This is a genomic window from Flagellimonas nanhaiensis (assembly GCF_003382275.1).
Lineage (GTDB): Bacteria > Bacteroidota > Bacteroidia > Flavobacteriales > Flavobacteriaceae > Flagellimonas > Flagellimonas nanhaiensis.
The window spans coordinates 757421-771617 of the sequence record NZ_QTJX01000001.1 but is presented as its reverse complement, the minus strand read 5'-3'; the positions used below and the strand labels follow the sequence as shown (position 1 = coordinate 771617).

13 protein-coding genes and 1 riboswitch are annotated in these 14197 nt (G+C 40.7%); of the genes, 10 read left to right on the top strand and 3 right to left on the bottom strand.

Annotated features, from left to right (window positions below):
* Window positions 1-24 precede the first annotated feature (24 nt).
* Window positions 25-1908: a TonB-dependent receptor plug domain-containing protein gene (locus DX873_RS03540; protein ID WP_116183136.1), complete on the bottom strand. Its 1884-nt coding sequence runs from the start codon at window positions 1906-1908 to the stop codon at window positions 25-27.
* 68 nt (window positions 1909-1976) lie between these two features.
* Window positions 1977-2201, bottom strand: a riboswitch (cobalamin riboswitch).
* Between the two features lie 55 nt (window positions 2202-2256).
* Between DX873_RS03540 and DX873_RS03535 the strand changes: the two genes are divergently transcribed.
* The 4 genes from DX873_RS03535 to DX873_RS03520 are packed head-to-tail and all read left to right on the top strand — an operon-like array spanning window position 2257 to window position 6629.
* Window positions 2257-3414 (top strand): ABC transporter substrate-binding protein, encoded by a 1158-nt coding sequence (locus DX873_RS03535; protein WP_116183135.1) that lies wholly within the window; start codon window positions 2257-2259, stop codon window positions 3412-3414.
* Window positions 3415-4446 carry a FecCD family ABC transporter permease gene (locus tag DX873_RS03530; RefSeq protein WP_116183134.1) on the top strand — a complete coding sequence of 344 codons (1032 nt, stop codon included), beginning with the start codon at window positions 3415-3417 and terminating at the stop codon, window positions 4444-4446. It begins immediately after the preceding gene.
* Window positions 4446-5225, top strand: coding sequence for an ABC transporter ATP-binding protein (locus DX873_RS03525; RefSeq protein ID WP_116183133.1), 780 nt, complete (start codon window positions 4446-4448; stop codon window positions 5223-5225). The genes DX873_RS03530 and DX873_RS03525 overlap by 1 nt, the downstream gene beginning before the upstream one ends.
* A gap of 60 nt (window positions 5226-5285) precedes the next feature.
* Window positions 5286-6629, top strand: a complete 1344-nt coding sequence (locus DX873_RS03520; protein WP_116183132.1) for a DNA recombination protein RmuC — start codon at window positions 5286-5288, stop codon at window positions 6627-6629.
* Window positions 6630-6653: 24 nt separating this feature from the next.
* Here DX873_RS03520 and pgl read toward each other — a convergent pair whose 3' ends face one another.
* Window positions 6654-7373, bottom strand: coding sequence for a 6-phosphogluconolactonase (gene pgl, locus DX873_RS03515; protein WP_116183131.1), 720 nt, complete (start codon window positions 7371-7373; stop codon window positions 6654-6656).
* Window positions 7374-7436: 63 nt separating this feature from the next.
* Window positions 7437-8969, bottom strand: a complete 1533-nt coding sequence (gene zwf, locus DX873_RS03510) for a glucose-6-phosphate dehydrogenase (protein ID WP_116183130.1) — start codon at window positions 8967-8969, stop codon at window positions 7437-7439.
* 162 nt (window positions 8970-9131) lie between these two features.
* Between zwf and gndA the strand changes: the two genes are divergently transcribed.
* The 6 genes from gndA (at window position 9132) to DX873_RS03480 (ending at window position 14196) form a co-directional block, all read left to right on the top strand.
* Window positions 9132-10541, top strand: a complete 1410-nt coding sequence (gene gndA, locus DX873_RS03505; protein WP_116183129.1) for an NADP-dependent phosphogluconate dehydrogenase — start codon at window positions 9132-9134, stop codon at window positions 10539-10541.
* A gap of 40 nt (window positions 10542-10581) precedes the next feature.
* Window positions 10582-11157, top strand: a complete 576-nt coding sequence (locus DX873_RS03500; protein WP_116183128.1) for a Crp/Fnr family transcriptional regulator — start codon at window positions 10582-10584, stop codon at window positions 11155-11157.
* 63 nt (window positions 11158-11220) lie between these two features.
* Window positions 11221-11655, top strand: coding sequence for a carboxymuconolactone decarboxylase family protein (locus DX873_RS03495; RefSeq protein WP_116183127.1), 435 nt, complete (start codon window positions 11221-11223; stop codon window positions 11653-11655).
* Window positions 11656-11816: 161 nt separating this feature from the next.
* Complete coding sequence (locus tag DX873_RS03490; protein ID WP_116183126.1) at window positions 11817-12416, top strand: hypothetical protein; 600 nt, start codon at window positions 11817-11819, stop codon at window positions 12414-12416.
* Between the two features lie 198 nt (window positions 12417-12614).
* Window positions 12615-13442 carry an ABC transporter ATP-binding protein gene (locus tag DX873_RS03485; RefSeq protein WP_116183125.1) on the top strand — a complete coding sequence of 276 codons (828 nt, stop codon included), beginning with the start codon at window positions 12615-12617 and terminating at the stop codon, window positions 13440-13442.
* Window position 13443: 1 nt separating this feature from the next.
* Entirely contained in the window at window positions 13444-14196 is a 753-nt protein-coding gene (locus DX873_RS03480) for a hypothetical protein (protein ID WP_147296598.1), read from the top strand.
* The last annotated feature ends 1 nt before the right edge of the window (window position 14197 follow it).

Below are 14197 nucleotides of genomic sequence, written 5' to 3'. Positions count from 1 at the left end.
AAAAGCGGCCTAAAGGCCGCTTTTTTATAAGCTCAGTTTCATTCCTAATCGGAGGTTTCTACCTCGGGTGGAATACCCAAATATTTCTGTATAGTCTTCATTGGTAATGTTGTTCAATGAAGCAAAAAATCCAATCGTATCATTCAGTTTGTGGCTCAGATAAAAATCAAGCAATCCAAATGAATCTAGGGTAACAGGAGAAGCTAAAAAGGTGTTTGGGTCAAAAAAGATGTCTTGTCTGTCAGAGCTATGCTCATACGCCAAAGATGCAAAAGTATCTTCACTGAAATTATATCCTACTAAAATATTGAAGACATTTTCAGGAATTCTAGTGGGTAACCCTCCATCACCTTTGACGTAGGTGTAGTTGGCCTTTAGTGAAAGGTTTTTCAAAGGTTCGGCTTCAAGCTCTACTTCAATACCGTTAAAATCGGTGGTAGCAGAACTGTTCCTGTACTGACTTTCAAAAGTGTCGGGGTCGGTAAAAAATATGATTCTGTTCTCTTCTTTTCTATCAAAATAAAGAGCACTCAACCGTAACGTATTAAAAGGCCTATACTCTACCCCACCTTCATAGGTAGTGTTTTCCTCAGGGTCCAAATCAGGGTTTGGACCGAAAGGACCAAAAAGTTGAGATAGATTGGGGGCAATAAAAGAAGTAGCGTATGATCCAAAGAACTTTAGATAGCCTTCATTTATCTTAATACTGTACGAAGGATTAAGATTGTAGATAAAGTGCGAACCGTACTCACTATGGTTGTTCAACCGTCCTCCCAGGTTCAGGTTTAGCCCAAAATCACTCACATAGACCACATTGGCATAGGGATCGTAGGAAGTGGTGTTCTGTTCCTCAGTGAACAGGGTCTCATGATTGATAATATTGAGTCCAACTATGGTATACCATTCAGAATTGAAATTGTACTTGTTGAAAACATCCAAAACCAAAGACTCTGAGTCAAAGCTTGATGGAAAATTGGACTGAAATTCACGGGTAATCTGGTTCAGGGCCACATTAGCAGTTAAGCTTCCATTTTTATAGGCATAAACCGAAGACAGGCCAAATCGTGATTGCTCGCCCCTAAAACTGAAGTCGGCATCTTCAATGGGAAAACCATTATCAAAGTCTGAATTCAATTTGTTATAAAATGCAGATGCGGTAACCTTTAGCTTCTTTGAGAATTCGTACCCAATTTTAAGACTTCCATCAATACGGGAAAATGCATCGGGTTCATCACCCAATGCCGCAGAAAGTCCATCTGTAAATTGATGCCCGCCCGAAGCCAAAATAGAAAATCCCTTTTGTTTGGCACTAATGGAGACCGTGTTACTGAAATCGGACAAATTGTATTCCTGTTCATCTTGGGACTGATTTGTACCCAAACTTGAGAGGACATTCAGTGAAACCCCATCATTTGAGGCCTTTTTTGTGGTAATATTGATCACTGCAGTTGCAGCCGAGTTACCATACAAAGTACTTGCTGCACCTTTTAAAATCTCAATACTCTCAATTTGTGAACTGTTCAGTAAACGAAGGTCGTATTCGCCATCAACACCGGAGGGGTCACTCACCTGAATACCATCAACAACCACCAAAACCTGTCTGTTGTTACCTCCTCGGGCAAAGACAGAAATATTCTGTCCGGCATTGCTCCTGCTTCCATTTACAGTAATACCAGCCTGTCTGCTAATAATTTCTGCTATTGATTTTCCCTGATTGCGCTCCAATTCCTCCGCCGTAATCTTAATTACGGTTTTACCAGAGTTTTCCCTTTTTAAAGCAAACCTTGAGTCACTAACCACAACTTCTGAAAGTTGTTGCACCTGAATGGAGTCTTCCTGTATTTCCTGAGCAGAAAGTCCCTTTGCCACCAAAACAGCGGCACATGTCCATAAAATTTTTTTGTTCATTACGTTTACAGAATAAACGGGAGAGTTGTATGATGCCCATACGCAAACTTTTATCCCGAAAGTTTAACATTGTTTGTTTGAAGTTGGCAGGTCTCCTGACTTGTTTTTATGCTGCGCTACCTTCCCATCCGACCTTGCGAACAGTGGTTTTAGAAGAAGCAACATCCTTGTTACAAGGTGTCAAACTTAGTTTGACATTAACTTACAGTTGCGGGAACAGTTCCGGACTTTCACCGGATTCCCTTTTAATCACACAACCTGAAATTGTATGAACCAAAATTCACTGCGAAAGTAATCATTCTGTTTAATCTTTTTTTGTAAAAATTAAATAATCTTACTTTTGGTCCCATGACCTTACAACAGCTTTCAACACTTCTGTGCTCTGTATTTTTTTTGACCATTCTGGGTTCTTGTGGTAAAAAGAACAAGTCTGCGCACATTGAACAAAATAACACACCTTCAAACATTCAATATGCCAAAGGTTTTACAGTTCAGAAAAATAAGGATTTCACCGTTATAGAGGTCCATTCGGCATGGCCTGGAGCAGAGGTAAGCTTCAAATACGCATTGGTTCCCAAAGAAAAGCTGGCTTTTATTTCTCTTCCCAGTGATGCCTATACTGCCATAGTGGCCACCCCAGTGGAACGCTTGGCGGTAACATCGACTACACATATTCCTTCACTAGAAGCTCTGGGAGAGCTAGAGGCCATAGTTGGATTTCCCGGCACTGACCATATCTCTTCAACAAATGCTAGGGCGCTTGTGGACAACGGTAGTATTGTTGAGTTGGGTTCCAATGAAAATATCAACACCGAAATCATCCTGGAACTCAAACCGGAAATGGTCATGGGGTTTGGAATCAACGATACCAACAAGGCGTACAAAACTGTGGAACAATCAGGCATACCTGTCATCTATAATGGGGATTGGGTAGAGCAAACACCTTTGGGCAAGGCAGAATGGATTAAATTCTTTGCCCCTTTCTTTCAGAAAGAAGCGAAAGCGGATTCCATTTTCTCTCAAATCGAGAAATCATATAATGAAGCCAAATCATTGGCCAAAAAAGCTAAACAAAAACCAACCGTATTAACAGGTGGACTCTATAAAGATGTATGGTACATAACGGGAGGAAAAAGCTGGATGGCCCAATTTTTGAAGGATGCCAATGCCGATTATATTTGGTCGCACACGGACGAAAATGGAAGTATCGGCATGAGTTTGGAATCCGTATTGGAAAAAGCACAAAATGCTGACATTTGGCTAAATCCTTCCATGCACACCTCATATGCAGAACTAAAAAATGCCAATGCGCACCATGAACAGTTCAAAGCTTTTAGGGAGAAAAAAATATACTCCAACGCCATAAAAAAAGGAGCTACTGGCGGATTGATATTTTATGAGTTGGCTTCGCAACGGCCTGATCTGGTCTTAAAGGATATTATTTCTATTTTGCATCCTACCTTAGTTCCAGATTATGAACCTCATTTTTTTATGCCCCTGCAATAGATGAATTCACCAAGATCATATCGCATAGCTTTTGTGATGATTCTGATCGCACTTTTTTTTGCGTGGCTCTTGAATGTATCATCAGGGTCGGTTTCCATTCCTTTTTTTTCTACCCTTGCCACCTTATTCGGGCAAAATGTAGAGGTTGATTCTTGGCAATATATTATCTGGAACTATAGAATTCCAAAGGCTTTTACTTCCATTTTAGTAGGAGGCGGTCTCTCATTGAGTGGCCTGCTTATGCAGACCCTGTTCCGAAATCCCTTGGCAGGACCTTTTGTTCTGGGGATAAGTTCCGGGGCTAGCTTGGGCGCTGCTCTACTCTTAATGGGAACATCCTTGCTAACGGGGGTCACTTCACTTGCCTTTTTTCAGGATATTTCGCTGGCGGTCGCGGCAAGTGTTGGAAGCTTCCTAGTGCTTATGGTGGTAATAGGTGTAGCCCAACGCATCAAAGATACCATGGCACTATTGATCATTGGTTTAATGTTTGGGAGCATCACTTCGGCATTGGTGAGTATACTGGCTTACTTTTCCAATGCAGAAAGCCTACAACGATTTATTTTTTGGTCCTTTGGGAGTGTTGGGAACCTTTCCACTTTGCAAGTATACATTTTAGCTGGAATAGTTTTTCTGGGTATAGTATTGAGTGTGCTCTCCATAAAACCGCTGAACGCATATCTATTAGGTGAAAACTATGCCCAAAGTCTTGGGGTTTCCATAAGGAAATCCAGATTTGTAATCATTATTGCGACAGGACTGCTTGCAGGGGGCATTACGGCTTTTGCCGGACCCATTGCGTTTATAGGATTGGCAGTCCCCCATCTTACGCGGCAAATATTTGACACCATGGAACATAGGGTCCTTATACCTGCAGTATTCCTTTATGGTGCCATTCTCATGTTGTTATGTGATACATTAGCACAATTGCCCAATTCAGCCCAGGTTCTACCTATAAATGTGTTGACCTCATTGGTTGGGGCTCCAGTGGTGATTTGGTTACTGGTGAGAAAACGAAAAATGATATTCTGATGTCCCAACAAGAAAATCACATCATATCCGTCAAAGAACTTTCCATAGGCTATGGGTCCAAAAAAGTGGCCGAGAACATCAACTTTTCTATGGAATCGGGTATTCTTTGTGGTATTGTGGGAATCAATGGAATTGGCAAATCCACTTTACTAAGGACCTTGGGAGCATTTCAACCCAAGCTGCAGGGAAGCATCAACATGGGGCATTTGGCATTGGAAGACCATAGTGCTTCGGAACTTTCCAAAAAAATCAGTGTAGTGTTGACGGAGCAACCCGCTTCCAAGAACCTTACCGTGCAAGAACTAATAGCCTTGGGTAGACAACCTCACACCAATTGGATGGGTTCTTTGACCCATCAAGATAAAAGGCATATCCATGAAAGTCTGAATACCTTTATGTTGGATGAACTGAGGCAAAGAAAATGTCATGAGCTCAGTGATGGACAGTTGCAACGTGTTTTTATTGCTCGGGCCATGGCACAGGATACCCCAATAATTCTTTTGGACGAGCCCACAACCCACTTGGACCTTTACCATAAGGTACAGATTTTAAGACTGCTCCAACAACTGGCCCATCAAAAGCAAAAGACCATTGTTTTTACTACCCATGAAATTGATTTGGCCATTCAGCTGTGTGATAAAATCCTAATTCTAGATGGTGTTGAAAATCCTTTTGGAGACCCTTGTGAACTGATTGACCAAAAGCGTTTTGAAAAAATATTTCCTTCGGAAATGGTGAAGTTTGATTCAAAAACCGGGTCGTTCAAAATAAACAGGTAAGCACATTTTAAATTCTGCCATCTTTAGGAATCCTTTATCTTTATCCGAACAAATCAATACATGAGTACTGAACTGGTTTATGTTATCGTTGGAATTGTTACCCTAGTATTTGGGGTACTGATAGGCATGTATGTCCAGAAGTTGAGGACCAAATCCAACGAGAGTGTTTGGGGGGAACGTGAACAACAATTGAATTCCTCAATAAAATCCTTGAATGATAAACTTTTGGAGGCCGACCAGGAGAAAAAGGGGTTGCAATCCGAAAAAGAACAGCAAAGCAATCAATTGGTGCGATATCAGGCCGATCTTGAAAATTTACAGCGCATCAATACCGAGCAAAAGGAAGAAGTAGAAAAATTGCAAGAAAAATTTGCCAAAGATTTCGAGAACCTAGCAAATAAAATTTTAGACGATAAGAGCGAAAAGTTCACCAAAAAGAACAAAGAGAATATTGAAAACATCCTTAATCCGCTGAACAAAAAAATCAAGGAGTTTGAGGAAAAAGTTGAAAAATCCCAAAAAGAGAACATCAGTATACATTCTGCTCTTAAAGAGCAGCTGCTCAACCTTCAAAATCAAAACCTAAAAATTACCCAAGAGGCGGAAAATCTCACCAAAGCGCTTAAAGGGGATAGCAAAACCCAAGGGAACTGGGGAGAACTGGTGCTGGAACGGGTACTGGAAAAATCTGGTTTGGAAAAAGATAGGGAATATAGTGTTCAGCAGAGTTTCAGTAGAGAAGATGGCAGTAGGGTAATGCCAGATGTTATCATCCATCTGCCCAATGGTAAAAAAATGATTGTGGATTCTAAGGTTTCCCTTACTGATTACGAACGATTTACGAACGCAGATGAGGATGACAAACCCAAATGCTTAAAAGACCACATCAATTCGTTGCGGAAACACGTAGATCAGCTTTCCGCCAAGAAATACGAAGACCTTTACGAGATTGAGAGTCCAGATTTTGTGCTCATGTTTGTACCCATTGAGCCTGCCTTTGCCATAGCCATAAACGAGGACAACTCTCTTTACAACAAGGCTTTTGAACAGAACATAGTGATTGTAACCCCTGCAACGCTGTTGGCAACACTCAGGACCATAGACACTATGTGGAGCAACGAAAAACAGCAAAGAAATGCCATTGAAATAGCGCGTCAGGCCGGAGCGCTGTATGACAAGTTTGAAGGTTTTGTTTCCGACCTCACTAAAGTGGGCAAAAAGATGGATGAGGCCAAAAATGAATATCGAGGCGCGATGAACAAATTGGTGGAGGGTCGCGGTAATATTGTGACCAGCATTGAAAAACTGAAAAAAATGGGGGCCAAAGCCAAAAAATCAATTCCGGAACCCATTTTGAAACGCGCCCAAGAGGACGACTACGAGGAGCCTAAATTGGAATTGTAAACTCAGCGGAAAATTATCGAGGGATTAGTTTTTGCTTAATCCAAAAGCAGCTTTCTCATCCAAAAACCAAATCAAATTTCCAGATTTTGGATTGACCAAGGATGCCGGATAGGCCTCAAACCCTTCCGTCTTTTCTGAAATAGCCTTCACTTTCTCAGCTTTTGAAGAACCCGTGACCAAAAAGGCCACTTCTTTAGCCATGTTGATGACTTTTCCATTTATGGAAACCCTTTTCTGACCTGTATCAGGATGTGTTGCGACCACGCAATGGTCTTGGGCGTTCCAAAGTTCAATCTCATGGGGAAAAATGGAAGCGGTATGACCATCATCGCCCATGCCAAGGATGACCAAATCAAATTGGGGAACGTCCTCCACCCTATCGAGATTAATTTCCAGTAGGTTTGCATACCGCAGGGCTTCTCTATTAGGATCGTTCTCTCCTAAAATTCGATGGATATTTTCCTGAGGCACTGCAATTTTTGAAAACAAGTGCTCCACGGTCATTTTGTAATTGCTCTGTTCATCGGTTGGAGGCACACACCGCTCATCTCCCCAATAAAAGTGTATGTTCTTCCAAGCAATTTTTTCTGAAAAGTTTTGGGCAAGTACATCAAAAACTATTTTGGGCGTACTGCCTCCGGACAAGGCTACATGGAATGTCTCGGCTTTATTGACCTTCTCTGCAAAATAGTTGGAAAATTGCTCAGCAACTTCCTGTTTGTCCTTGTATACTCTTAAATCCATGAATTTTTAAATCTTTTACGTATTTCCTTTTGTTCTGGACAACACCCAGGCTGATATCTGAGCTTAACAAATTACACAATAACCAGGGTCATCTGCCAAATTCTCTCCAGGGTTTCGCCAAAATCCATTGTCATCTATAAGGTCATCTGCATTTTCCGGCCCCCAAACTCCAGCTGCGTATCCATACATGCGTACATCCTTTCCATTTTTCCAATAATCCAAAATAGGATCTACAAACTCCCAGGCTGCCTCTACCTCGTCAGCTCTTGCATATAAAGTGGCATCTCCCTGCATGGCATCCAAAAGCAGCCGTTCATAGGCATCCATTACATAGGTTTCGGAAAGACTGGAATAGTAAAAATCCAGGTTTGCCCTTTCCACTTTAAAACCTTGACCGGGAACCTTCACCCCGAACTTCACTAGTATACCCTCATCAGGCTGTATTCTAACTATGAGCTTGTTATCCTTGCTGTTGACACCCGAATCCATAAAAATTTGGTGGTGCGGGGTCTTAAAATGTATAACGATCTCTGTAACTTTTGTGGGCATTCGTTTTGCGGTCCGTACATAAAATGGCACTCCGTGCCAGCGCCAATTGTCCACATAGAATTTTATTGCGGCAAAGGTCTCCGTGGTAGAGCTTGGGTCTACCCCATCTTCCTGTCGATAGCCTTTTACCTCCTCACCTTTCACTTCTGAAGCCACATATTGCGCCCGTATCGTATTATCAAAAAGTGTCTGTTCATCTCGCATGATACGTAACGATTTCAGCGCCTTCACCTTTTCATTTCTGATTTCTTCAGGGTGATTTCCTATAGGCGGCTCCATTACAACCAACGAAACGATCTGCAACAAATGGTTCTGGAACATGTCTCTAAGGGCACCCGATTTATCATAATACCCCCCTCTTTTTTCAACCCCAACGCTTTCGGCATTGGTTATTTCTACATGCTTGATATAGTTGCGGTTCCATAAGGGTTCAAAAATGCTATTGGAAAAACGGGTTACCAGAAGGTTCTGTACCGTTTCCTTGCCTAGATAATGGTCTATCCTATAAATTTGGGGTTCCGTGAAATATTTCTGGAGCCCTTGATTCAGCTTTTTAGCAGTCTCCAAACTATACCCAAAAGGTTTTTCCACAATCAACCGTTTCCAACCATTGTTCTGGGTGTTCATTCCTGACTCTGAAAGTCGCCTAGCAACGGTTTCATAAAGTGTTGGAGGTGTGGAAAGGTAATAAATGATGTTTCCTGAGGTATTAAAGCTTTTTTTCAGGCTTTCCACCCGTTTTCTCAGCTTGCTGTATTCCGTATCGTAGGTTCCTCCCAAATCCTCGTAAAAAAACCTTTGTGAAAAGTCATGGAGAAGCTTCTCATCTATTTCAGCACCATTTCCATTTAGATAAGAGCTTTTGAGCAATACTTTGTCCCGAAATTCCTCATCGGACATATCACTACGACTAGCTCCCAAAACCACAAAGTTTTTAGGAAGTTGTTTGGCTCTATACAGATTGAACAGAGCGGGTATGAGCTTTCTTGCCGTTAAATCTCCCGATGCTCCAAAAATTACAAGTATCTGGTCTTCAATCTTTTTCATAGTGTCGTGGATGTCCAATGTAAAGTGGCTTTAACCAACCCTTTTTCATTATGTACAATATTTTGTTTTGAGCTTAACGAATATAACGTTTATTTTAGGTTCGAATTCCGACTAATAGCTTACTCAATATTGAGTTGATAGCATATATAAAAGAAAATTCAGATGGCAGATATTTACGATTTTGGCCTCGTGGGCCTTGGTGTAATGGGACGAAATTTCATTTTGAACGTAGCGGACAATGGGTTTACTGCCTTCGGAAATGATTTGGATGAAGAAAAGGTAAATGCGCTGATTGAAGAAGGCGGAGACACAACCAAGGTTAATGCCTCTATGGACGCTGCCGCCTTTGTGCAAGCATTGAGTACCCCACGAAAAATCATGTTGCTGGTACCTGCGGGAAAGGTTGTGGACATAGTGATTGAAAGCCTTTTACCGCATTTAGAGCAAGGCGACATCATTATTGATGGAGGAAATTCATTTTTTACAGATACCGATAGACGCGAAGCCTACCTCAAGGAAAAAGGAATCAATTTCTTTGGGGCCGGAGTTTCCGGAGGAGCCAAAGGTGCCAGAAAAGGGCCAAGTATTATGCCCGGGGGCTCTCGAGAAGCTTACCAACATGTAAAACCCATTTTTGAAGCTGTTGCCGCAAAATACCAAGAAGAACCTTGTGTGGCCTATTTAGGGCCCAAATCGGCAGGGAATTACGTTAAAATGGTGCACAATGGTATTGAGTATGGGTTGATGCAGTTGACTTCGGAAATCTACGATTTATTGAAAAAAGCAGGAGGTCTCACCAATGAAGAATTACAGCAAACATTCGCAGATTGGAATCAAGGGCGATTGCAATCCTTTTTGGTAGAAATCACCTCCGATATTTTTTCGCAAAAGGATGAACTGGCAGAAGGACACCTGGTTGATAAAATATTGGACAAGGCAAAACAAAAAGGAACTGGAAAATGGACATCCCAAAATGCCATGGACCTTGGTATCCCCGTACCTACAATCGATATTGCCGTAAGCATGCGGGAAATATCTGCCTTAAAAGACGAACGAATTTTAGCAGATGAAATCTATGATCGCCCAACTGTTGCAAAAATTGAGAAGGATGTATTGATCGAAAAAGCGGAAAAGGCCTTGTATTTTGCCTTTATCATCACCTATGCCCAGGGAATGCATCAATTGGCAGATGCTTCCAAAGAATACGGTTACGAACTTGATTTAGGTGAAATAGCAAAAATATGGCGTGCAGGATGTATTATCCGAGCTGCTCTATTAGCGGATATTACGGAGGCGTACCGAGCCGATGGAACACTACAGAACTTATTATTGTCTCCTACTTTTGCTGAGAAAGTAAGGGAAACCGTAGGAGCGGCCCGCGAGCTTGTGGCTCACGGAGCAACTAATGGCATTCCTCTTCCGGGGCTGACCAATGCACTGACTTATTTTGATGCGTACACCAGCAGCAGATTACCCTTGAACCTTATTCAAGCGCAACGTGATTATTTTGGTTCACATACGTATGAGCGCTTGGATCGGGAAGGGATTTTCCATACCGGATGGGAAGAATAAATGGTATGATGTATCGAAGATAAAGCCTTAGATTAAAATCATGTCGGAACAACTGTATACCCATCTAAACAAATACATTTCTGTTGAGGCGCATGATTTCAAAAAGATAAATTCGTATTTCAAACCCAAAAGAGTACTTAAAAAGGAAATTGTCCTTGAGGCAGGGGAATTTTGCCAGCACCTATATTTTGTTGAAAAGGGCTGTCTTCAACAATATTTTATAACGGATAAGGGTACTGAGCGCACCGTACAGTTTGCTATTGAAAATTGGTGGATGACCGACTTTTTGTCCTACCAAAACAAAACCAGAACAGATTTTTACATTCAAGCTGTAGAAAACACACGATTGCTCGTTATTGATCGCCAAGACCAAGAGCAACTTTTGCAAGAATTCCCAATTCTTGAACGCTATTTTAGAATGGTTTACCAGATAGCCTATGGTTCCTCGCTCATGAAGATGAAATATCTGTTCAACTTCTCCAAAGAAGAATTGTACTTCCACTTTACGGAACATTTTCCCGAGTTTGCCCAAAGAGTGCCCCAATACCTCATTGCTTCATTTTTGGGACTTACCCCAGAATATGTAAGTGAAATCAGGGCCAAAAAACGTTCTTAAACCCGTTTAAGTTTTTTACGGTTTTGGGTGGATACCTTCGCTCAGAATTCTTAATAAAACAACATGCAAAACAGAATTAAAATCGACCAGTTGGAACCTTTGGCGTACGAGGCCGTATTTGGATTGGAAAGTTATATGCAACAGGCAAAACTGAGCAAGGCGCATTACGAGCTTATCAAAATCAGGGCTTCGCAAATAAACGGATGCGCTTTTTGCATCAACATGCACACAGAAGAAGCCATTAAAATGGGAGAGAAACCCAAACGCCTCTTTTTGTTGGATGCCTGGAAACATGCCCAAATATTCACCGAAGAGGAAAAAGTAATACTTCAAATAACAGAGGAAGTCACACTGATCCACGAAAATGGACTTACCGATGAAACTTACGACAGAGCCAAGATAATTTTTGATGACCACTATATAACCCAAATTATTATGGCCATTGCAACCATAAACGTATGGAATAGACTTGCTATCAGTACACTTAAACCCATTTAGGTTATTATCAATGGTCAACCAGCCCCTAAAGGGGCTTTTTTTATGGATTGTTTGAAAAAAAATTCGATTTTGCTGGAATTCTGGATAATTTCCTATTATTTCGTTACCGATAAAAACCTTTAATTCGTTTAATCAACCTTTTCCCAATAGTCCATTAAATTATGAAAACCGGTACCGCCCTCTTGTTAGCCCTTTCCCTATCCCTTTGTTTCACTTCCTGTATTGATTTTAAAACCAAAAAGAAGGAGGTCACCGCGACCGAGGTGGCCGGAGAGGATTTTAATCAAATTGAGGTAAATGGTGAATACCGCTTGAGTCTTCCCAAATACATGCGTAAAACGGACAATCTTAATGAAGAAGCTTCACTGCAATATCAAAATATCTTTAAGGAGACCTACACCATTGTGATAGATGAATCCAAAGACGATTTTATTGAAATGTTCACCGAACTTGGAGAATACGATGAAAACATTTCCGTAATCAAAAACTATAGGGATGTACAACAGCAATTGTTTGCGGAAAGCATGTATGTTGACAAGGAAAGTAGTCCAATAGCTTTGGAAATAAATGGAATGGAAGCCGAAATGGTGGACATAGATGGTCGGGTAGACGGAATTGACGAGGATATCACCTATTTTTTGACCTTTGTTGAAGGAAAAGAAAAAGTTTATATGATCATGTCATGGACCATGACCAGTAGAAAGGATACCTATGAATCTACTTTTGATGGTATTGCGAAGTCTTTTAAGCTGATAAACTGATACTCTAGTTTTTGATACTCCCTATTCTCTAGCTCTAATAAGCTAAATTCAAAAGAAATACCGATTGCATGGTACCGAAACTGCTTACCATGGTGAGATGCTTGGAAAACAAATAATCGGTAACCTAAAAAGGCAATATTTGGTAAAGAAAAATATTTATCTATATTTGTAGTGTACTAGTTATCTAATACACTATATATGTTACAAGTCAAAAACTTAGATTTCAACTATCCAAACCGAGGATTTGTTCTTCGGTCTGTTGACTTAGAGCTTAAGCCAGGAAACATATATGGCCTATTTGGTAAAAACGGGGAAGGAAAAAGCACATTGATTAAAATAATGGCTGGGCTACTGTTTCCAAAGTCTGGAATATGTAACTTGAACCACACTCAGACCAAAAAAAGAAGTCCAAAGACTTTACAAGAAATATTCCTTGTTCCAGAGAATTTTGAATTACCTGCCCTACCGATCAGCACGTTTGAAAAAATCAATTCCTCATTCTATCCAAATTTTTCAAATGAACAGTTTTATGGACTTTTAGAAGAATTTCAGCTTCATCCTTCCAATAAGATATCTACATTGTCTTTTGGGCAAAAGAAAAAAGTGCTTATTGCCTTTGGCATAGCTACCAACACCAAAATATTGTTGATGGATGAACCCACCAACGGGTTGGACATTCCATCAAAAAGTCAATTTAGAAAAGTCATGGCTTCTGCAGTGGACAAAGGCCAATGCATTGTGGTTTCCACGCATCAGGTTAGAGACCTTCACAGCTTGATCAATCATGTAATCATTCTGGACAACTCCAAAGTAATTTTTGATCATCCATTGGAGATAATTTCAAAAAACCTTTGGTTTGGGCGGGCAACACAAGATATGGGTGAGGTCATTTATTCTGAAGGGCCTTTTGGAGGCAGGTCTATTTTGACACGTAAGAATCTTGACGAAACTGAAGTAGATCTTGAACTGCTTTTTAATGGAGTGCTTCAAGAAACACAAAACATCAATCAAGCCATAAAAAAGTAGGATGAAGCAGGATTTTAACTTACAACGGGTAATACACTTCATAAGACGAGATGTAACATTGCTGAAAGGTACTTGGACAACTGGTTTTTTAGTGGTCATTGTTGCCCTTTTCCTCTTTAGCATGCTAAACATGGTATGGGATAAAGAACTGGCATCAGAAGAGTTTTTGGGAATTTTTGGTTTGTGTTATATTCCCTTGGGATTGGCCTTTACCTTTTCTGTTTTCCGGGAGTTTGGACATTCAAATACGGATCAGCTGTATCTTGCTCTTCCAGTTTCTATCCCAGAACGTCTGGTGTCCAAGTGGTTTTCCACAACTGTGTTGTACACCATAGCTTTTTCATTGGTCGCCATAGTTGTTGGAGTTTTCGCGGTAACCGTTGGCATTATTTTGTTTGGTGTAGACTTTAGTTTTTCCGCTATTTTCTCTGAAAAGTATTGGACAATAGTTGGCACCTACTTCATAATTCAACCCATATTTATGGTAGGAGCCATAACATTCTCAAAGAACAAAATTGGTAAGACCATATTATCCATTGGAATATTGTTTTTAGGGTTCTTCCTATTCAATTTAGTGCTTTTTGTCTTGTTTAATCAAGGATTGGGTGTGTTTTCCAATGACGGACTGGGTTCAGTGGCTTTTGATAGAGCCAGTTCCGATTTTTCCCTGATAGGTCGATGGTTCTATGGTATTCTATTTGGTCCACTGTTATTGGTAGTGGCCTATTTTAAAATGGTGGAAAAGGAGGTGTAGA